We start from the raw sequence: 21,152 nt of genomic DNA, 5'->3' as shown, positions 1-21,152 counted from the left end.
TCATGCAAGCTATTTTTATGTTCCAAAAGTAAACATTAAACATAACCAAGATGTTCAATTTTTATTTTTAAGAGTTTTTAAAATCACTTCAATACAGATGGGGTAATTTTCACAACTATGCATAGTGCAAAGGGGTTAGAGTTTAAAAATGTATATATAATAGGAACTAATGAAGGAACTATTCCCCATGAAAAATCTTATGATATAGAGGATGAAAAAAAGAAGACGGAGCAAATAGAAGAAGAGAGAAGGCTTATGTATGTAGCTATTACAAGGGCAGAAAAAAATTTATATATAAGCTCTCCGATTAACAAATATGGGAAAAAAGTATCTAAATCAAGGTTTATTGATGATATAAAAGCTCCAACTAATAAAGAAATGCAAGAAACAACTATAGGAGAAAAAATATATCATAAGAGATTTAGAGAAGGTACGATTATACAGATAGAAGGAAACTCTATTAAAGTAAAATTTAAAGATGGAGATAGGGTTCTTGATTATAAAGTCTGTCTCACTAAGGGAATGATATGGAAAATATAAAATAAAAGAAGCCTCTTTGGAATTCATAATTATATCATGATATCAAGGAGGCTTTTAAATAATAATTATTTAATTTTGATAAAATTTAATAATAAATACCCTTTTCAAATAAATCTTTTATTTCACTTAGATTATCAGTCTTACCTAAAGCTAACATCAGTTTTATTCTAGCTTTTTGACCTGGAAGATCTCCTCCGAATATACATCCAAGATTTCTTAAATCTCTTCCAGAACCTAAATATCCATAACTATCAAAAACTCTACCAGAGTGACATCTAGAAACTATAACAACTGGTATATTATTTTCTCTAGCATATTTTACACCTTCAAACATTTGAGGTGGTATATTTCCTCTACCCATAGCTTCTATAACTATTCCCTTATACCCATTATCAGTAGCTAATTTTATGAAATCGGCATCCATTCCAACTGCACACTTGAATAAGGCAACTTTCGATTCTACTTTATCAGTATCAATTATTGTTCTAGAGCTGATATTTTTAGATAGTACAAGTTCATTACAGTCTATTATACCTAAAAGACCAGAGCCTAAAGCTTGGAATGTATTTAATGATAAGGTATTTGTTTTAGTAGCTTCAGAAGCTAACATAACCTCATTGTTTAAAACAACAAGAACGCCTTTATCAACAGCTTCATTAGAAATAGCTGTACAAACTGCAGCAGATAAATTACTAGGACCATCGTATCCAAGTTCAGAGCTACTTCTCATAGCTCCAGTAACTATAACTGGTTTTATACTAGTTATAGTTAAATCTAGGAAATAAGCAGTTTCTTCTAAACTATCTGTACCATGAGTAATAACAACTCCAGCGATATCTTCTCTTATAAGCAAATTATTTACATAATCCTTTAGCTCCATCATTCTTTTTGGTGTAATATGAGGACCAGGGATTTCATCAAAATTAAGAACTTCTACCTCGGCAACTTTATCAATGTTAGTTACCATTGACATAATTTGTTCACCAGATAAAGTAGGGATAGCAGCACCAATTTTATCATCTACTGTCATAGATATAGTTCCACCTGTAAAAACTATGGCAACTTTTTTCTTTTTAGTCATATATAGAACCTCCTTTAAGACATATGAATATATATTATATTTATATTATATCAAAAAAAACCTAGATAGGTCTATTATGTTAAATTTAGATTGAAAAATAGTGAATTGTTTTTAAGTAAGATTTAATATTTACATATTATTAAAGAAAATAAAAAAAAGAGCTCGGGGAAGCTCTTTTTTTTTGCTAAGTAAACTTCCGTTGTCAACTTAGCATAATGGATATAAAGTCTATCCGTTCAAAAGGGGTATTGGGAATAGAGATTTTAATTAAGGTTATCAGGGGGATAACCATGTATTAATAATAACAAAATTCGACAGAAAAAGCAATAGTTTTTGAAAAATAATTTATTATTAAATAATTATTTATATAAAGATATATTGATAATTATTTGTAAGCTTTGATTAGATATAACTAGATTTGAGTTGTATAATAAAATTATCTATAAAATTTATTTTACAAAAAAATAAAACCTACTTCTTTTCCGATCGTGAAGTAGGTTATAAATGAATAAAAATATTCATTTAAAAGGGGTATTGGGAATAGAGATTTTACTAAGGTTATCAGGGGGATAACCATATATTAATAATATCAAAATTCGACAGAAAAAGCAATACTTTACCATAATAAATTGAAAATATTTACAATTATACAAAAAAAAATAAAAAAACTTATTAATATATATAAAATACAAGATAATAATAATAATCATATATATTTGTTAATATTATTTATTAAATATTAAAAAAAACAGTGAAAAGTGATATAATAAAAGGATGTGAGTTTTAAATAAGATATAAATAATTTAAGCTCAAATTACAAAACTCAATAAATACTAAATATAGTATGCTTACGATTTAACAGAGTAGAAACTAAATTTTTTGGTTGCTTTGATAAATAAACTATAAATTTGGAAATAATAAATACAAGTAAATTAATGATAATATAAGGAATTTAGTAAGTTCCTATTTATATACAAATGATACATAGAATAGAAAGTTGGTGCAGTATATGGAGATATATTTAGATAATAGTGCTACAACAAGGCCATATCAAGAAGTGATAGATAAAGTAGTTTACGCACTGAATACAGATTATGCAAATCCATCTTCACTACATAGAAAAGGTATTGAAGTTGAGAAAAATATAAAGTTGATAAGACAAAATATAGCTAGATCAATGGGAACAAAGGACAAAGAGATATACTTTACATCTGGAGGTACAGAAGCTAACAATACTATAATAAGAGGTATAGTGAATTTACATAAAAAAAGAAAAAATCATATAATATCTACAACTATAGAACATCCTTCAGTACTAAATACACTTAAAGATTTAGAAAATGAAGGATGTGAAGTTACATATCTAAAAGTTGATAAACAAGGAAAAATAGATATAAATGAACTTAAAGAGGCTATAAAAGCTACTACGTGCTTAGTTAGTATAATGCATGTAAATAATGAAGTAGGGACTATACAGCCGATACAAGAGGTAGGAAAGTACCTTAAATCTTTAAGTGAAAAAGTATATTTACATGTAGATGCAGTGCAATCATACTCTAAAATTAATTTTAGACCATCAAGATATAATATAGACTTTATGAGTGTTAGTGGACATAAGTTCCATGGTCCTAAAGGTATTGGATTTATGTATATAAAAGAAAATAATAGATTAAAGCCTATGTTAACAGGTGGAGGTCAAGAAATAGGAATAAGATCAGGTACTGAAAATACGCCAGGAATATATGGTTTAGGAGAAGCTGTAAATATAATAAATAAGGATTTAGATTCCAATATAAAAAAAATAGATAGATTAAAAAATTTACTTAAAGATGAAATAGTAAAAAATATAGATGATATAAAGTTAAACTCTCCAGAAGATGGAGTATGCCATGTGTTAAATATTTCATTTAGAGGAATAAAAGGAGAAGTTTTACTTCACTATTTAGAGCAAAAAGGACTATATGTATCAACAGGTTCTGCTTGTTCATCTAAGAAAAAGGGAAGCCATGTATTAAATGAAATGCAACTTACTCAAGATGAAATAGAAGGAGCTATCAGATTTAGTTTATCAGATTTAAACACAGAAGAAGAAATATTAGAGGCAGTAAAAATAGTAAAAGAATCTGTAAGTGATTTAAGAATGATAATAAGAAGAAGATAAAATTTACTTCGCTCACACATGGCTCAAAAAACAGGACCGTTGCTCAAAAATCTCAATATGATATTAAATACATTAGGTTTTGACTAAATAAAAATAAGAGGTGATACATTTGTATAATATACTAATAGTTAAATACGGTGAAATAGGTGTAAAGGGTAAAAATAGATATATATTCGAAAATAAGTTAATAAAAAATGTAAAGAATATATTAAAGCCAATCGGTAAATTTAATGTATATAAAGAATACGGAAGAATTTATGTGGATTTAGAAGATTTTGATTATGAAGAAGTGATAGAAGAAGTAAAAAAAGTATTTGGTATAGTAGGAGTTTGCCCAGCTGTAAGAGCTGAAAAAGATTATAACAAATTAAAAGAATTAGCACTAAAAATGTTAGAAGAAAAAATAGATCAAGGGGCTAAGTCTTTTAAGGTTGAATCTAGAAGAGGAGATAAAAACTTTGAATTAACGTCTCAACAAATGAGTTTAGATATAGGCGGATATTTAGTATCTCAAGTTAAAGATAAGATAGCAGTTGATGTTAGAAATCCAGAAGTTAAAATAAAGTGTGAATTAAGAGAAAACCATGTAATGGTATATAGTGATACTGTACCTGGTCATGGAGGATTACCACTTGGAACTAATGGAAGAGCAATGTCTTTACTATCAGGAGGTATAGATAGTCCTGTAGCCTCATGGATGGTAGCTAAAAGAGGTATGGAATTAGAAGCAATACATTTCCACAGTTACCCATTTACAAGTGAAAAATCTCAAGAAAAAGTAAGAGATTTAGCAAAAATATTAGCTAAATATTGTGGAAGAGTCAGATTACACAAAGTTAATATATTAGAGATACAAAAAGCTATAGGATTAAACTGTAAAGAAGAAGAAATGACTATAATATCAAGAAGATTTATGATGCAAATAGCACAAAGAGTTGCAGAAAAGAGATACTGTGAAGCTTTAGTTACAGGAGAAAGTATAGGACAAGTTGCATCTCAAACAATACAAGGATTAACTTGTACAGATGCATCTGTAAGCATGCCTGTATTTAGACCTCTTATAGCTATGGATAAAACAGAAATAATAGATATAGCTCAAAGAATTGGAACATTTGAAACATCTATTTTACCAGAAGAAGATTGCTGTACAGTTTTCTCTCCAAAAAAACCAGTAACTAAACCTAAGCTAGATAGAATAGAGAGGTCAGAAAGTAAATTAGATGTAGAAAAATTAATACAAGATGCTATAGATAATATAGAAGTAGAAGATTTAGAATTTTAATTATATAAAATAAAAGGGCCTAAACGTGCAGATAATGTACGCTTAGGCTTTTTGATTAACTATTTACTTTTATTAAATACTTTAACACCGAATTGTTCTATGACTTTAGTAGCTTTTTCTATATCTTCATCAGTGGCATTTTCAATATCTTTAAGTTCGTAATCGATACCCATGTTTTCCCACTTATGAACACCTAGAGTATGGTAAGGTAATAATTCAAATCTTTCAACATTATTTAAGGTAGAAACAAATTTTCCTAGTTTTTCTAAGTTTTCAATATCATCTGTAACACCAGGAACAAGAACATGTCTTATCCAAACTGGTATATTTCTTTCAGCTAAATGGTTAGCTAATTTTAATGATTTTTCAACCCCAACACCAGTTAAATCTTTAGACTTTTCTTCTACCATATGTTTTAAATCAAGTAAAACAAGATCAGTGTTATCAAGTATTGGATCTACCGTATCTATATTTACAAATCCAGAAGTATCTAAACAAGTGTGTATTCCATTTTTCTTAGCCTTAGCAAATAATTCAGTTAAGAATTCAGGTTGTAGCGTAGATTCACCGCCTGATGCAGTTATACCTCCACCAGAGAACTTCATATATGAAGAATATTTAAGTGCCTGATTTATTATTTCGTCTGTTGTATATTCTTTTCCACCTTTTGTATCCCAAGTATCTCTATTGTGGCAATACTTACATCTTAATGGGCATCCTTGTAAAAATAGTATATATCTTATTCCAGGACCATCTACTGTTCCGAATGTTTCTATTGAATGTACTCTTCCTTTAACCATAATATTCACCTCATAAGTTGATTTTAAAATTAAATTTATTTAAATATATAATATACTGTATACAAAAACTATTTACCAATATATTATATGATATTATTTATGTAAAGTCCATAAAAACTACATAACTAACTTTTAACATTTTATATATACCCAGTAATTTCATAATTAAAACTTAAAATACTTAGTAAGTTAAATTAGATATAAAAGAGATTGATAAGATAGAAGAGTAGTAGTAATAAAAATTAAGATTTAAATAAGTAATATATAAAGCATAAACAAAGTAGAATAGAGGTATTGAAGATAAAAAAAGAGTGTAAGTTGATGAGACTTACACTCTGAAAAAATTATATACTTTGATTATTGATTATTAAATTATCTGATGTAAGAATTTAGAGTTTATAATTAGCACATTTTTCCGTGGAATGTTCTGCTTATAACGTCTAATTGTTGTTCCTTAGTTAACTTGATGAAGTTTACAGCGTATCCTGAAACTCTTATAGTTAATTGTGGGTATTTCTCTGGATGTTCCATAGCATCTTCTAAAGTAGCTTTATCAAATACGTTAACGTTTAAGTGATGAGCTCCATCTCCGAAGTATCCATCCATCATTGCTGATAAATTGTTAACTCTTTCAGTCATATCTTTTCCTAAAGCACCTGGTACTATAGAGAATGTGTTAGATATACCATCTTGAGTATGTTCGTATGGTAACTTAGCAACTGAAGATAATGAAGCTAAAGCACCACTGTTATCTCTTCCGTGCATTGGGTTAGCACCTGGAGCGAATGGTTGTCCAGCTCTTCTTCCATCAGGAGTGTTACCAGTTTTCTTACCGTAAACAACGTTTGAAGTTATTGTAAGTATTGATTGAGTATGGTAAGAATCTCTATAAGTTTTGTTCTTTCTTATTTTGTTCATGAAGCTTTCTACTAATTCACAAGCTATAGCATCAACTCTGTCATCATTGTTTCCGTACATTGGGTACTCACCTTCGATTTCGAAGTCAACAGCTACTCCTTGTTCATTTCTTATAGCTTTAACTTTAGCATGCTTTATAGCAGATAATGAGTCAGCAGTTACTGATAAACCAGCTATACCACAAGCCATAGTTCTGAATACATCTCTATCATGTAAAGCCATTTCTAATGCTTCATAAGAATACTTATCATGCATGTAGTGGATTACGTTTAATGTATTTACATATAAGTTTGCTAACCAATCAGTGAATGGTTCGAATTTAGCCATTACTTCATCATAATCTAAGTATTCAGAAGTTATTGGTTCGAATCTTGGTCCAACTTGAGCTAATGATTTTTCATCAACCCCACCGTTTATAGCATATAATAATGTCTTAGCTAAGTTTACTCTAGCTCCGAAGAATTGCATTTGCTTACCTATCTTCATTGCAGATACACAACAAGCTATACCGTAGTCATCTCCCCAGTAAGGTTTCATTAAATCATCGTTCTCGTATTGAACAGAACTTGTATCTATAGATACCTTTGAACAGAAGTCTTTGAATCCTTTAGGTAATTGAGTAGACCATAATACTGTTAAGTTTGGTTCTGGTGATGCTCCAAGAGTATATAAAGTATTTAACATTCTGAATGAGTTCTTTGTTACTAATGTTCTACCATCAACACCCATACCACCTATTGCTTCAGTTACCCAAGTTGGGTCTCCAGAGAATAAATCATTGTAATCAGGAGTTCTTAAGAATTTAACCATTCTTAATTTCATAACGAAGTGGTCCATTATTTCTTGTACTTCTTCTTCTGTTATAGTTCCAGCAGCTAAATCTCTTTCGAAGTATATATCTAAGAATGTAGAAGTTCTACCTAAACTCATTGCAGCACCATTTTGGTCTTTTATAGCACCTAAGTAACCGAAGTATAACCATTGTACAGCTTCTTTTGAGTTTGTAGCTGGCTTAGATATATCAAATCCGTAAGCAGCAGCCATTCTTTTTAATGCTTCTAAAGCTCTTATTTGATCAGATATTTCTTCTCTTAATCTTATAGTTCCTTCGTCTAAGTAAGAAACCTCTAAAGAATCTTTTTGAACTATTTTATCTTGTATTAATTTATCTACACCGTATAAAGCAACTCTTCTGTAGTCACCTATTATTCTTCCTCTACCGTAAGCATCTGGTAAACCAGTTACTATACCAGATTTTCTAACAGCTCTCATTTCAGCAGTGTAAGCATCGAATACACCTTGATTATGAGTTTTTCTGTACTTAGAGAATATCTCACTTATTTGAGGATCACATTCGTATCCGTAAGCTTTACAAGAAGCTTCAACCATTCTTACACCACCGTATGGCATAACAGCTCTTTTTAAAGGAGCATCAGTTTGGAAACCAACTATTGTTTCTATTTCTTTATCTAAGTACCCAGCAGCGTAAGCATCTATAGCAGATACAGTTTTTGTATCAACATCTAGAGTACCACCGTTATCTCTTTCTTGCTTGAATAAAGCCATAGCTTGATCCCATAATTTTTTAGTGTTTTCTGTAGCTCCAGCTAAGAAAGAGTCATCTCCTTCATATGGAGTGTAGTTTGCTTGGATGAACCCTCTAACATCTATTTCTTTAGTCCATCTACCTTCTTTAAATCCTTGCCATGCGTTCATTTGAATAGCCTCCTTAGTTAAGTCAGGTTTAAATTTGTAAAAGTTAATTTTGTTTTGAATATATATATAAAATCTAGCTAGATATTTTTTAAACAATATAATCATAACATAGAAAGGGTATTTTGTATACAACATTTCTTTAAAATTTGTCGTTTTTTAGGTGATTAACTTTCATTTTATATTGTTATGTTCATATAAATACCCATACATTCCCATATTCAAACATAACAATATAAAAAAATTTAAATATGAAACTTAAAAAATCTATAGCATATATGTACAAATTTTGAATATCTATAGTTATATAGGGGAGGGGGGATTTTATGTTTATTATAGTATTACTATTTTTGCTTGGTTTTATACTAATTAGCAAAGGAGCAGATGTATTTATAAACTATACAGTTATAATAGGAAAGAAAACTAATATATCTGAACTAATACTAGGCGCTACAATAGTAAGTTTTGCAACAACATTGCCAGAACTTACAGTATCTTTATTTGCATCATTCGATGGACACACTACTATGAGTTTAGGTAATGCAATAGGCTCAATTATTTGTAATACAGGCTTAGTTTTAGGACTAGTAGCATTTATAAGCCCATTTAAAGTAGATAAAAATATGTTTTTCTCAAAGTCTATCTTACTTTTAATATCAGTAGTAATAATGATACTATTAGGTTTAGATGGAAACATAAATCAAAAAGATGGAATTATACTTTTAGCAATGTTGGGTGTATATATGTATAGCAATTACAAAAGTGTTGCAGATGACAATAAGAAAAATAATAAATCAATGAGAAATACAAAGAATACTACTCTTACAGAAGGATTAAAGATAGGAATATTCTTTGTAATTGGGCTAGTAATGATGGTATTTGGATCAAAATTGCTTGTGGATAATGGAGTCAAGATAGCACAGTTTTGTAAAATACCACAAGGAGTAATTAGCCTTACAGTCATAGCTCTTGGAACATCTTTGCCAGAACTAGTTTCATCTATAACAGCAATAAAGAAAAAACATCATGCAATATCAGTAGGAAATATTTTAGGTGCTAATATATTAAACATAGTTTCTGTAATTGGCATTTCAGCTATACCTAATAATATACCTATACTATCTCAGACTATGAAAATAGACTTTCCATTTATGATACTATTATTACTAATATTAATATTGCCTACTATTAAAAAAGATAAGCTATATAGATGGCAAGGCCTACTGATGCTTATGATATATTTTACATATATGACTACACTATATTTCATGTATATTGCTTTGTAATATTAAGTTTAAATTTATATCGTCGTGAATATTATATACATTTAAGGGACAAAATACTAATTGCATATTACCTAAAAACAATATATAATAGATAAATCAAGGAAAATTGATAACGGAAAGGAAATAATATATGAACACAATAAAATTTGAAGATTTACCGATAAGCGACGATATAAAAAGAGCAGTAATAGAAATGGGATTTGAAGAACCATCTCCGATACAAGCACAGTCTATACCTGTGATTTTATCAGGGAAAGATGTTATAGGACAAGCTCAAACAGGAACGGGAAAAACAGCAGCATTTAGTATACCAATATTAGAAATGGTAGATCAAAAGGATAAAAGCTTACAAGCAGTAGTACTTTGTCCAACTAGAGAACTTGCTATACAAGTTTCTTCTGAAATAAGAAAAATAGGTAAGTATATGCACGGAGTAAAAACTTTACCTGTTTACGGTGGACAACCAATAGATAGACAAATAAAATCATTAAAGAGTGGAGTTCAAGTTGTAATAGGTACTCCAGGTCGTGTTATAGATCATATAAATCGTAAGACATTAAAAATGGATAACGTAAAAATGGTTATATTAGATGAAGCAGATGAAATGTTAGATATGGGATTCAGGGAAGATATAGAGATGATATTAAGCAAGACTCCAGAAGAAAGACAAACTACTTTCTTCTCAGCTACTATGGCAAAGGGGATATTAGATTTAACTAGAAAATATCAAAATGACCCACAACATATAAAAGTTGTTAGACAAGAACTTACAGTTCCTAACATAAAGCAATACTATATAGAAACTAGATCATCTAATAAATTAGAAGTATTATGTAGATTAGTAGATGTTTATAATCCTAAATTATCTGTTGTTTTCTGTAACACAAAAAGAGGAGCAGATGAATTAGTTAGTGATTTACAAGCTAGAGGATACTTTGCAGATGCATTACACGGGGATTTAAAGCAAACTCAAAGAGATATAGTTATGGATAAATTCAGAAGCGGAACAATAGATATATTAGTAGCTACAGACGTTGCAGCTAGAGGTATAGATGTTGATGATGTTGAAGCAGTATTTAACTATGATTTACCACAAGATGAAGAGTACTATGTACACAGAATCGGTAGAACTGGTAGAGCTGGTAGAAATGGTATATCATTCACTTTCGTATTTGGTAAAGATATGAGAAAAATGAGAGACATAGAAAGATATACTAAAACTAAATTAGTTAAGCATGATATACCTTCAATAGCAGATGTTGAAGAAAAGAAAGTTAATGCATTCTTTAACCAAGTTAAAGAAGTTATAGAAGCTGGTCACTTAACAAAGCAATTACAATGGATAGAAAGCTTCTGTGCTGATTCTGAAGCAGATTATAGTACAGTAGATGTAGCTGCTGCCCTTTTAAAATTAGCTTTAGGTGAAGAAAAACAAGAAATAGTTGAAGAAAAGCCAAGAGAACGTAGAGAACGTGGAGAACGTAGAGAACGTAGAGGAACTACTGGAGCTCAAGAAGGAATGGTTAGATTATTCATAAACGTAGGTAGAAACCAAAGAGTTCAAGCTAAGGATATAGTAGGTTCTATAGCTGGAGAAGCTGGAATACCTGGTAAATTAGTTGGAACAATAGATATATATGACAAGTATACTTTCGTTGAAGTTCCTAAGGAAAATGCAAAAAAAGTATTAGAAAAAATGAAAGATATACAAATAAAAGGTAACAAGATAAACATAGAACAAGCTAATAGAAAAAAGAAATAGTTAATAAAAAGGTATGATTAATTTTAATCATACCTTTTTTGCGTTTACAAAAGAATGTAGTCTTTACAAATAATTATATTAAAATTAATATAATAGTAATAATTACATTTGGAGGAATAGTTTACATGAAAATATTAAGCCATGGATGTACACTAGATTGTTTTGATAGTTGTAAGTTTAATGTATATGTAGAAGATGGCAGGGTTCTTAAAATAGAAGGTGATAAAAATCATGCATATACTAAAGGTTTTATATGTAAAAAGGGAAAAGCGCACTTAGATCGATTAAATCATAAGGATAGAATATATACTCCACTTTTAAAAGTTAATGATGAGTGGCATGAAATTAGTTTTAAAAAAGCTATAGAAATAATATCGGATAAATTAAAATATTATAAAGAAGAATACTCGGCAAAATCTATCATGTATTATGAACAATATGGTAGTGGTTCCGTTTTAAAAAGTATAGGAGGAATATTTTTTAATTTTTATGGAGGTGCAAGCGTTCAAAAAGGGGGTCCTTGTTGGAGTGCAGGTATAAAAGCTCAAAAATATGATTTTGGAGATATAAGATCACATTCAATTGATGATATTTTAAATAGTAAAAATATATTCGTATGGGGAAAAAATCCATCTTATACAACTATACATACTATGCAAATGATAAACAAAGCAAAGAAAAATGGAAGTAAATTAATAGTTATAGACCCTATATTTACGTCAACTGCAAAGATGGCAGATAAGTACATAAGAATAAATCCGGGGACAGATGGTGCTTTGGCTTTGGCGATGATTAAGATAATAATTAATGAAAATTTACATGACTTAGACTTTCTAAATTCTTATGTATTTGGATTTGAAGAATTTAGAAAATATATTGATAGTTTGGATTTGGAGTACTTAATAAGTGAGTGTGGGGTAGAAGAAACTGAAATAAGAGAATTAGTAAGATTATATAGTGAGAAATATAGTACAATTTATATTGGATATGGCATGCAAAAATATAGAAATGGTGGGAATACAATAAGGTCAATAGATGCACTAGGTGCAATTACAGGACAAATAGGATTTAGTGGAGGCGGAGTAAATTATGCAAATATGGTGTACCCAAAGGTATTAAACTTAGATCCTTACAATAGTGAAAAATATGCCAATAATAGAGAGTTTTATGTAAGTAAAATAAGTGATTTTATTAATGATTCTTTGGATGAAAGAAAAGATGGAATACCTGTTAAAATGGCAGTTATAACAAAAAGTAACTTATTAAATCAATTAGCTAATCTTAGTGAATTAGAAAGAGCTATGTCAAAGGTAGAATTTAAAGTATGTTTTGATATGTTCATGACAGATACAGCTAACGCCTGTGATTTATTTATACCATGTACAAATACACTAGAAAGTGAAGATATTATTTTTAGCTCTATGACTAATCCATATATAATTTATAATGAAAAGGCAGTAGAACCTGAAAATAAGCTAATGGATGAATATTATTTCTTTAGAGAATTAGCAACCAAAATGGAACTAAGACAATATCCCAAAGTATCAAAATTTGAATATTTAACAAAAGTAGTAGAACCTTTAAAAAAATATGATTTAGATATAGATTTAGAAAAAATCAAAAATGACTATGTTACAATACATAATCCAATAGCATGGGAAAATAAAAGATTTGAAACTCCATCAGGGAAATTTGAATTATATTCAAAGCAAGCACAGATGGATGGTTTAAGTGGAATTCCTGTATATGTAAGTTTAAAAAAAGAAAATAAATTTAGGCTTTTAACCAATCATGCTAAAGATGCAATAGCTAGCCAACACTTTATGGATAAAAAAGGAATATCAAAAGCATATATTAATGAAAAAATGGCAATAAAATTAAATATAGAGAATAATGAGGTTGTAAGTCTAAAATCTAAAAATGCTATAATAAATGTAGAAATGAATATCGATAATAGTGTAAGTAACTATATTGTAAAGATGTATGCTGGATGGTGGAAAAAACATGGTAATCCAAATTTAATAACAGATAGTGGAATATCTGATATGGGTGGACAAGTGACTTATAATGAAACTTTCGTAGACATAATAAAACAAAAGTAGTTAAATTTCATTGAAGGATAAAAGAGATAATTAATAGAATTGATTAGAAGTTAATACTTTTGAAGATAGTAAGGGGGCATACTAATGATAAAATATTCTTTAGACCAAAAAAATCTATTAATAGAATTCATGTCTACAGAACTAGATCACCATATAACTAATGAAGTTAGAGATGAAATAGACAATATACTAATTTCAAAGCCAGTTAAAAATATAATATTTGATTTTAAAAATATTAATTTCATGGATTCATCAGGTATAGGTGTAATTATAGGGCGATATAAAAAGATTTCCAATGAAGGTGGAAAAGTATCAGTAGTAAACGTAAATGCTAGAGTGAAAAAAATCTTTGATTTATCAGGGATGAATAAGATAATAGGTATTTATGATACATATGAAGAAGTAGTAAGTTCTTTGTAAGGGGGAATATATTATGAGTAATATTATGGAAGTTAAATTTTCTGCCAAGTCTGAAAATGAAAGCTTAGCGAGAGTTATAGTTGCATCTTTTGCAGCAAAATTAGACCCAACACTAGATGAATTAGCAGATATAAAAACAGCAGTATCTGAAGCTGTAACTAATGCAATCATACATGCATATGATGAAGATGAATCAAAGTTTGTATATTTAAGATGTGAGATAAAAGAAGATATAATAAAAATTGTAGTAGAAGATAGAGGAAATGGTATAGAAGATGTTCAAATGGCTATGCAACCACTTTATACATCAAAGCCAGAGCTTGAAAGATCAGGAATGGGATTCACTGTTATGGAAAGTTTTATGGATGGTGTAGCGGTAAGTTCAATAAAAAATGATGGAACTAAAATTGTTATGACAAAAAAAATAAACTTACCTAAATAAAGTCCAAAAAGAATAGAGGTTTTATTATGGGGATAACTGCAAGAAAAGAAGAAAAAAGAGTATTGCTTAGCCATGAAGAGACATTAGAATTAATAGATAAAGTTCAACACGGAGATGAAGAGGCTAAAGAAATTTTAATATCTAGTAATTTAGGTTTAGTTAGAAGTGTTGTTACAAAGTTTTTAAATATAGGTTATGATAGAGATGATTTATTTCAATTAGGCTCGATAGGGCTGATGAAATCTATATATAAATTTGATCCTAAGTTTAATGTAAAATTTTCAACTTATGCGGTGCCTATGATTTTAGGTGAAATAAAAAGATATTTAAGAGATGATGGTATGGTTAAGGTTTCAAGATCTCTTAAACAAATAGCTATAAAAGCTAAAATACAAAGCGAAGTCTTGACTAAGAAACTAGGAAGAGAACCAAGTATAGAAGAATTAGCAAAAGAATTAGATGTAGAAAAAGAAGATTTAGTAATGGCGATGGAATCTAATTTTTCAGTAGAGTACCTACATGGTGTAATCCACGAGGAAGAAGGTAACCCAATATGCTTAATAGATAAAATAAGCATGAAGGGAGAAAGTGAAGAAGAAAAGGTAATAGATAATCTCTTGCTTAAAGAAGTATTAGGTAAGTTAGAAAAAAGAGAAAGACAGATTATAATGCTTAGATATTTTGAAGATAAAACTCAAAGTGAAATTGGTGAATTACTCAATATATCACAAGTACAAGTATCTAGAATAGAAAAGAAAGTGTTATCAAAATTAAAATCATACATTAGCTAGATTTATGAAAATTAAAATTATGAAAAATATTTAAAGTATCTAGTAAATAAAAAATAAACCTCTAATTCTTATATGAAAATTAGAGGTTTATTTTTTTTTATTCAACAAATAATAAAGAAGAAGGAGGTATCATAAATGGAATACATTTACTTAATACCTAAAAGTATAAAACCTTTCAATACTAAAAAATCAAGCATTTGCTTAGAAGACATTTACGATGTATATCCCAAAGATTATGAAAGGCAATTAAATAATATTTGCTTAAGAGAGTATAAGGAACATAATTCTAATTATGATGTAATACATCTAGGCGAAATTATAGAAGCTGTTAATAATAGATTTCCAACCTTACGTCTTAATTTTTTAAAAACAGATGATATTATAATCTTTTTTAATGATGATAAAAAAGATAGAACAAAGTATATAAGAGTATTTATAGTATCTATAGTAGTATTAATGGGTTCTATAATGGGAATAATGAACTTTCATGCAGATGTTAATATGGCACAATCTCAATTTATGATGGTAAATGCAATAACTAATGATGCAAAATCATATATGACATATTTTCAGTTGCCTTATTCGATTGGAATTGGCATTGGCGTGGCTCTATTTTTTAATAAGTTTATACCTACATACTCAAAGGGAGAACCCAGTCCATTAGATTTAAGAATGGTTTCTTTGAATAAAGAGATAGAAAATCAATTAAGAAAGAAATGATGAGGGTATTGTGTGAAAGGATTTTTAATTTTATTTGGATTATCATCAGGCATAATGGTTGGAGCTGGTGTAGTTTCCCTATTAATATTGGTAGGAATTATACCTAGAATGGCTCAAGTAAGTAAAACAAAAGAGCATATAGCGATTTATGAGGGATTACTTGTTATAGGTACTTTGTTAGGTGGTTTTATATCTATTCAAAATTTACATTTTAATATAGGCAAAATCGGTGCAATAGTATTTGGATTAGGTTATGGAGTGTTTGTAGGATTTTTAAGTTCTGGGCTTACAGAAGTATTAGATTATATTCCGGTAGTATCAAGAAGGATTAAAATACCTATAATATGTTTAAAATATATAATAGTATCGATGCTAATTGGAAAAGTGCTAGGTTCCTTTATAGGATGGACAATAATTAAAGGAGGTTAAAAAGGTGAATAAAAAGGTAGATAAAAAGATATATAAAAAGATAGATAAAGATTATAAAAAATATGTAGATGAAATAAGTCCCAAGCCCAAGTATTTAAAAAACTATGTTTTTGCATTTGTAGTAGGTGGAATTATTAGTGTAATAGGGCAAATCATAAATAATTTATATATTAATTTTGGTGGACTAGACAAAATAGCAGCTGCAAGTGCAACATCCATAACTTTAATTTTTATAGGTGCTTTCCTTACAGGTTTAGGTGTATATGACCTTATAGGAAAAAGAGCTGGAGCGGGTTCTATAATTCCAATAACTGGATTTGCAAATTCAATAGTATCTCCAGCTATGGAATATAAACGAGAAGGTTATGTGCTTGGAGTAGGGGCAAACCTATTTAAAATAGCAGGACCAGTATTAGTATATGGGATAGGCTCATCTATTTTATGTGGGTTTTTCTATTATATTTTTACTCTAGTAAAGTAAGGAGATGAAAGTGTGAAAAGTAAAAGAATAGGAACAAGGACTGTAAAGCTAGAAAATAAACCAACTATAATAGCTGCATCTTCTGTTGTAGGACCAAAGGAAGGTGAAGGGCCACTTAAGGAACATTTTGATTTAATTTTAACTGATGATTTATATGGTGAGAAATCATGGGAATTAGCTGAAAGTAAAATGGTAGAGACTGCTATGAATAAAGCTGTAAAAAAAGCAGGTAAAAAACTAGAAGATGTTAATTACATTTTAGGTGGAGATTTAATAAATCAATTATTTCCGGCTTCTTTTGCGGCCAGAGAATTAGGTGTACCATTCTTTGGAATATATGGAGCTTGTTCTACAATGGCAGAGGGAATGTGTTTAAGTTCAATGCTTGTAGATGGAGGTTTTGCAGATTTGATTTTATCGGGAACATCTAGTCATTATTGTACAGCAGAAAGACAATTTAGATTTCCGCTAGAGCTAGGAAATCAAAAACCTATGACAGCTCAATGGACAGTTACTGGAGCAGGCAGCGTGTTGATAGCACCTAATGGCAAGGGTCCAAAAGTAAAATACGTAACTGTAGGAAAAGTAATAGACAAAGGAATGGATGATGGTAATAATATGGGTGCAGCTATGGCTCCAGCAGCTATAGACACTATATATGCATATTTTAATGATACTAAAGATGACCCAAATAGCTTTGATTTAATAGCAACTGGAGATTTAGGGAAGTTAGGAAAACAAATAACAGAAGATTTATTAAAACAAAAAGGGATTGATATATCCAAGGTTTATACTGACTGCGGTATAGAAATATTTAATTTAGAAGAACAAGATGTACACTGCGGCGGAAGCGGATGCGGATGTTCAGCAACTGTATTTGCAGGATACATTTATAATAAATTAGTAAATAAAGAGTTTAATAAAGTTATGCTAGTTTCAACAGGAGCATTGTTATCTCCGACAAGTACATTGCAAAAACAAACAATACCATGCGTTGCACATGCAGTGGTTATTGTAAATGAGGAGTGATTTAAAATGTTTATGGAGTATATAAATGCATTTTTGGTTGGAGGAGTGATTTGTTTAATTGCTCAAATACTGATGGATTATTTCAAAATGCAGACTCCTTATATTATGGTTACGTATGTAACTAGTGGAGTTATTTTAACATTTTTAGGAATATATGAACCGATAGTTAAATTTGGAGGATCTGGAGCGACAGTACCTATAATAGGATTTGGATATTCTCTTGCAAAAGGCGTAATAAAATCAATTAAAACAGATGGCTTTTTAGGTATATTTTTAGGAGGAACAACCGCTACAGCAGGAGGTATAGCAGCTGCAATATTCTTTGGGTACATGATGGCAGTAGTATTTACGCCTAAAACAAAACCATAAAATGTAGTCATAAAAATAATTAAATTTAATTATAATATAAAGCTTTAACATGCTAACACATAATTAATTATAATGTTAAATTTAAATAGGTATTAAAACAAAGAAGCTAACTATTAATTAAAAATAGTTAGCTTTTTATAATTATTCAACCGTATTCTGAGGAGGAGTTGGAGTGGTTCCACCGCCACCGTTATTAGGAGGAGTTGGAGTAGTTTCCCCACCATTATCAGGAGGAGTTGGAGTTTCTTCAGGTTTTGGTTGTGTGGATGGATGAGAAGTATATCTACTTGGAGCTGTGCCTTTTATAAATGCAGCATTAGAACCACTAGATGATCTTCCACCATCTATTAAATTAATTTTTGTAAAGTATATATTGTCAGGTTGTTTAAATTCAATACGTCGTAAGTTTTCGTGCACTTGTCTCATAACTTTAGACCATAATCTTGCAGCAGTGCCACTACCACCAGGAATACTTCTACGAGCAATAAAATTACCTGTATTTGGATTTTTTCTACCAGCATCATCACCTATATAAGTTGCACCAACATAATATGGAGTGTATCCAACAAACCATACATCTAAAGCTTTATTAGTAGTACCAGTTTTACCAGCAACCGGCATTCCACCAGGTATAGCAGCAGATCTACCTGTACCTTCAGTTACAACTGAAGCAAGCATATCAGTAATTACATAAGCTACCTCAGGATCTACAACCTTATGCTCTTCAGGTATATTTTTTACTATTAATTGACCATCGTAACTTGTTATAGTAGTAAATATTGTAGGTTCTATATAAACACCACCATTAGCTAAAGTACCATAAGCTGAAGCCATTTCAAGTGGCGAAATACCTTTTGTCATACCTCCAAGTGTTAAAGCTGGGAATCTTCTATCGTTATTACCAGCATCAGCAGTTTTACTATCTACTAACGTTGATATACCAAAGTTCTTTAAGTAATCCATCATTATATCGATACATTCTTCATAAGAGCTTCCTAACATTTCAGAAGTCTTTATAGCTATTGTATTTGAAGAGTAAGCAAGAGCTTTACGTAAACTCATAGTACCTTTACCTGCAGTAGTCGTGTTAGGATTCCACTTGTTATTTTCTCTAAATTTATAACCACCTTTAGCATCACTAAGTGCATTAGACTGAGTTATTTTTAAAGTATCTATAGCAGGAGTATAAACTGATAAAGGTTTTATAGTTGAACCAGGTTGTTGAGCTGTAGTAGCTCTATTTAAAGTTTTTCTTCCTGTAATATGTCTACCACCGACTAATGCTTTAATTTCACCAGTTCTATAGTCTAATATAACCATTGATGATTGTGGTTGAGCAATTCCGTCAGAACCAGAGCCAGAATCATTACCAGGGAAGTTATTATTATTTTCGTACTCTTTTTCTAATGTATCTTGCATCTTCGGATCTATAGTAGTATCTATTATTAAACCACCATTATAGAACATATTATAAGCCTCATCTCTAGTATTACCTTGTTCAATTAAAGCATCTATAACATCATACTCTATAAGGTCCTCAACAGAAGAAGATACTTTATCTTTAGACTTAGGAAGTTTTATTTCTAATTTTTCTGCAACAGCAGCATCATGTTCTTGTTGAGTTATAGATCCAACTTCTAACATTTTGTTTAAAACAACTTCTTGTCTTTTCTTAGCTTCAGGATTATTTACTGCTTTTCTAACAACCATAGTTCCTGATCTTAGTTGTTTATAGGTATCTTGGCTAGGAATAAGTCCCCAAGCGTTTAATTTTTCTACCATTTCTAATTCGATTGCAGTAGGATCATCAAGACTATCATCAGGTGTATTGATAAAGAATAATAGTCTATTTTCTACATCTTCCTTAGTCTCAATTCCTTCTAATTTAGCAGTCATATAAGCTGAATATCTTGAAGGGTTTTTAGTCGATCCAGCAAGTAGTGCAGATTGAGCAAGTGTAAGTTCTTTAGCAGTAGTATCAAAGTATCCATGAGCACCAGCTTCAGCACCAGCAAGTCCTTTACCTACGAAGAAATTGTTTAAATAAACTTCAAGTATTTCATCTTTAGTTAATGTCTTACTCATTTCATAAGCGTAGTATATATCTTTAATTTTACGAGGTATACTTTGCTCTTTAGAAGTTAATAACATTTTAGATACTTGCATAGGAACTGTACTACCACCCTGCTTAGTACCAGCTAAAGTCCTAACTACAGATCTTAATAAACCTTTAATATCAACACCACTATGTTCATAGAAGCGCTCATCTTCTATAGCAACAACAGCTTTTTTTAAATTATCATTTATTTGCTCCAATCGTACAGGATCTTTTTTATTTATACTTGGTGCATTAGATAATAGACTGCCAGTAGCGTATCTAATTTGAGTTGTTTGGTAAGTTTTTTCATCTAGGAGAGCTTTAGTAACTGGTTCTACATTTTTTAATGAGGCAAATATTAAACCAGTTCCAGCAGCAGCACCAACTACTAATAAAACTAAGAATACTATTCCAGCAACTCTAAGGAATTTAAATTTGTCCTTATTTTTGCTAGATTTATACCTATCTTTGTTGCTTGGAGTAGGGGAACTACTCTTGTTTGTAGAAGAACTAACCTTCTTTCTTCTAATTTTATTTTTATTTTCATTGTTATCATTACTCATTAAGCTTAACCTCCTTACTTAATGTAATATTATACCACATATATGGATAATTTTCTAATTACATAATAAAAATGAATATAATGTAACACTTTATATATACGCTAAATAAAAAAAAATAGTATATATTTTAAATAGTATAAATCTTATAAAATTAAAAAATTATTA

At 29.8% G+C, this 21,152-nt stretch carries 18 protein-coding genes; 14 read left to right on the top strand and 4 right to left on the bottom strand.

Annotated elements, in window-relative coordinates; all coding sequences use genetic code 11:
- Nucleotides 1–105: 105 nt before the first annotated feature.
- Nucleotides 106–540, top strand: a complete 435-nt coding sequence (locus VLM92_RS17220; RefSeq protein ID WP_325277549.1) for a 3'-5' exonuclease — start codon at nt 106–108, stop codon at nt 538–540.
- Between the two features lie 85 nt (nt 541–625).
- Here VLM92_RS17220 and VLM92_RS17215 read toward each other — a convergent pair whose 3' ends face one another.
- The gene (locus VLM92_RS17215) at nt 626–1,621 is read right to left on the bottom strand and encodes an asparaginase (RefSeq protein WP_325277546.1); all 996 of its coding nucleotides are present in this window, start codon (nt 1,619–1,621) and stop codon (nt 626–628) included.
- Between the two features lie 1,009 nt (nt 1,622–2,630).
- Here VLM92_RS17215 and VLM92_RS17210 point away from each other — a divergent pair.
- A complete protein-coding gene (locus VLM92_RS17210; RefSeq protein ID WP_325277545.1) occupies nt 2,631–3,782 on the top strand; it encodes a cysteine desulfurase family protein in 1,152 nt (383 codons plus the stop codon).
- Nucleotides 3,783–3,891: 109 nt separating this feature from the next.
- On the top strand, nt 3,892–5,064 hold the full coding sequence (gene thiI, locus VLM92_RS17205; protein WP_325277544.1) for a tRNA uracil 4-sulfurtransferase ThiI: 1,173 nt from the start codon (nt 3,892–3,894) through the stop codon (nt 5,062–5,064).
- A 59-nt stretch (nt 5,065–5,123) separates the two neighbouring features.
- Here thiI and pflA read toward each other — a convergent pair whose 3' ends face one another.
- Nucleotides 5,124–5,864, bottom strand: a complete 741-nt coding sequence (gene pflA, locus VLM92_RS17200) for a pyruvate formate-lyase-activating protein (protein ID WP_325277543.1) — start codon at nt 5,862–5,864, stop codon at nt 5,124–5,126.
- Between the two features lie 402 nt (nt 5,865–6,266).
- A complete protein-coding gene (pflB, locus tag VLM92_RS17195; RefSeq protein ID WP_325277542.1) occupies nt 6,267–8,498 on the bottom strand; it encodes a formate C-acetyltransferase in 2,232 nt (743 codons plus the stop codon).
- 323 nt (nt 8,499–8,821) lie between these two features.
- Between pflB and VLM92_RS17190 the strand changes: the two genes are divergently transcribed.
- From VLM92_RS17190 to spoVAE, 11 genes are all read left to right on the top strand, one after another.
- Nucleotides 8,822–9,781 carry a calcium/sodium antiporter gene (locus VLM92_RS17190; protein ID WP_325277541.1) on the top strand — a complete coding sequence of 320 codons (960 nt, stop codon included), beginning with the start codon at nt 8,822–8,824 and terminating at the stop codon, nt 9,779–9,781.
- Between the two features lie 130 nt (nt 9,782–9,911).
- Nucleotides 9,912–11,543 (top strand): DEAD/DEAH box helicase, encoded by a 1,632-nt coding sequence (locus VLM92_RS17185; RefSeq protein ID WP_325277540.1) that lies wholly within the window; start codon nt 9,912–9,914, stop codon nt 11,541–11,543.
- Between the two features lie 125 nt (nt 11,544–11,668).
- Entirely contained in the window at nt 11,669–13,645 is a 1,977-nt protein-coding gene (locus VLM92_RS17180) for a molybdopterin-dependent oxidoreductase (protein WP_325277539.1), read from the top strand.
- Between the two features lie 84 nt (nt 13,646–13,729).
- Complete coding sequence (spoIIAA, locus tag VLM92_RS17175; protein WP_325277538.1) at nt 13,730–14,065, top strand: anti-sigma F factor antagonist; 336 nt, start codon at nt 13,730–13,732, stop codon at nt 14,063–14,065.
- Between the two features lie 13 nt (nt 14,066–14,078).
- Nucleotides 14,079–14,507 carry an anti-sigma F factor gene (gene spoIIAB, locus VLM92_RS17170; RefSeq protein ID WP_325277537.1) on the top strand — a complete coding sequence of 143 codons (429 nt, stop codon included), beginning with the start codon at nt 14,079–14,081 and terminating at the stop codon, nt 14,505–14,507.
- A gap of 26 nt (nt 14,508–14,533) precedes the next feature.
- Nucleotides 14,534–15,298 carry an RNA polymerase sporulation sigma factor SigF gene (sigF, locus tag VLM92_RS17165; RefSeq protein WP_325277536.1) on the top strand — a complete coding sequence of 255 codons (765 nt, stop codon included), beginning with the start codon at nt 14,534–14,536 and terminating at the stop codon, nt 15,296–15,298.
- Nucleotides 15,299–15,433: 135 nt separating this feature from the next.
- Nucleotides 15,434–16,018 (top strand): stage V sporulation protein AA, encoded by a 585-nt coding sequence (locus VLM92_RS17160; protein WP_325277535.1) that lies wholly within the window; start codon nt 15,434–15,436, stop codon nt 16,016–16,018.
- Nucleotides 16,019–16,030: 12 nt separating this feature from the next.
- The gene (locus tag VLM92_RS17155; protein WP_325277534.1) at nt 16,031–16,447 is read left to right on the top strand and encodes a stage V sporulation protein AB; all 417 of its coding nucleotides are present in this window, start codon (nt 16,031–16,033) and stop codon (nt 16,445–16,447) included.
- 40 nt (nt 16,448–16,487) lie between these two features.
- Nucleotides 16,488–16,928, top strand: a complete 441-nt coding sequence (spoVAC, locus tag VLM92_RS17150) for a stage V sporulation protein AC (protein WP_325277548.1) — start codon at nt 16,488–16,490, stop codon at nt 16,926–16,928.
- A 12-nt stretch (nt 16,929–16,940) separates the two neighbouring features.
- Nucleotides 16,941–17,957, top strand: a complete 1,017-nt coding sequence (gene spoVAD, locus VLM92_RS17145; protein WP_325277533.1) for a stage V sporulation protein AD — start codon at nt 16,941–16,943, stop codon at nt 17,955–17,957.
- A 12-nt stretch (nt 17,958–17,969) separates the two neighbouring features.
- The gene (gene spoVAE, locus VLM92_RS17140) at nt 17,970–18,326 is read left to right on the top strand and encodes a stage V sporulation protein AE (protein ID WP_414708171.1); all 357 of its coding nucleotides are present in this window, start codon (nt 17,970–17,972) and stop codon (nt 18,324–18,326) included.
- Between the two features lie 141 nt (nt 18,327–18,467).
- Here the strand turns inward: spoVAE and VLM92_RS17135 are convergent, their stop codons facing one another.
- Nucleotides 18,468–20,987, bottom strand: coding sequence for a transglycosylase domain-containing protein (locus tag VLM92_RS17135; RefSeq protein ID WP_325277531.1), 2,520 nt, complete (start codon nt 20,985–20,987; stop codon nt 18,468–18,470).
- Nucleotides 20,988–21,152: the final 165 nt, after the last annotated feature.

The sequence above is a fragment of the Romboutsia sp. genome, assembly GCF_035470145.1.
Classification (GTDB): Bacteria; Bacillota; Clostridia; order Peptostreptococcales; family Peptostreptococcaceae; genus Romboutsia_D.
Note: the sequence above shows the minus strand (reverse complement) of the source record. Positions and strands in the feature narration are given on the sequence as shown.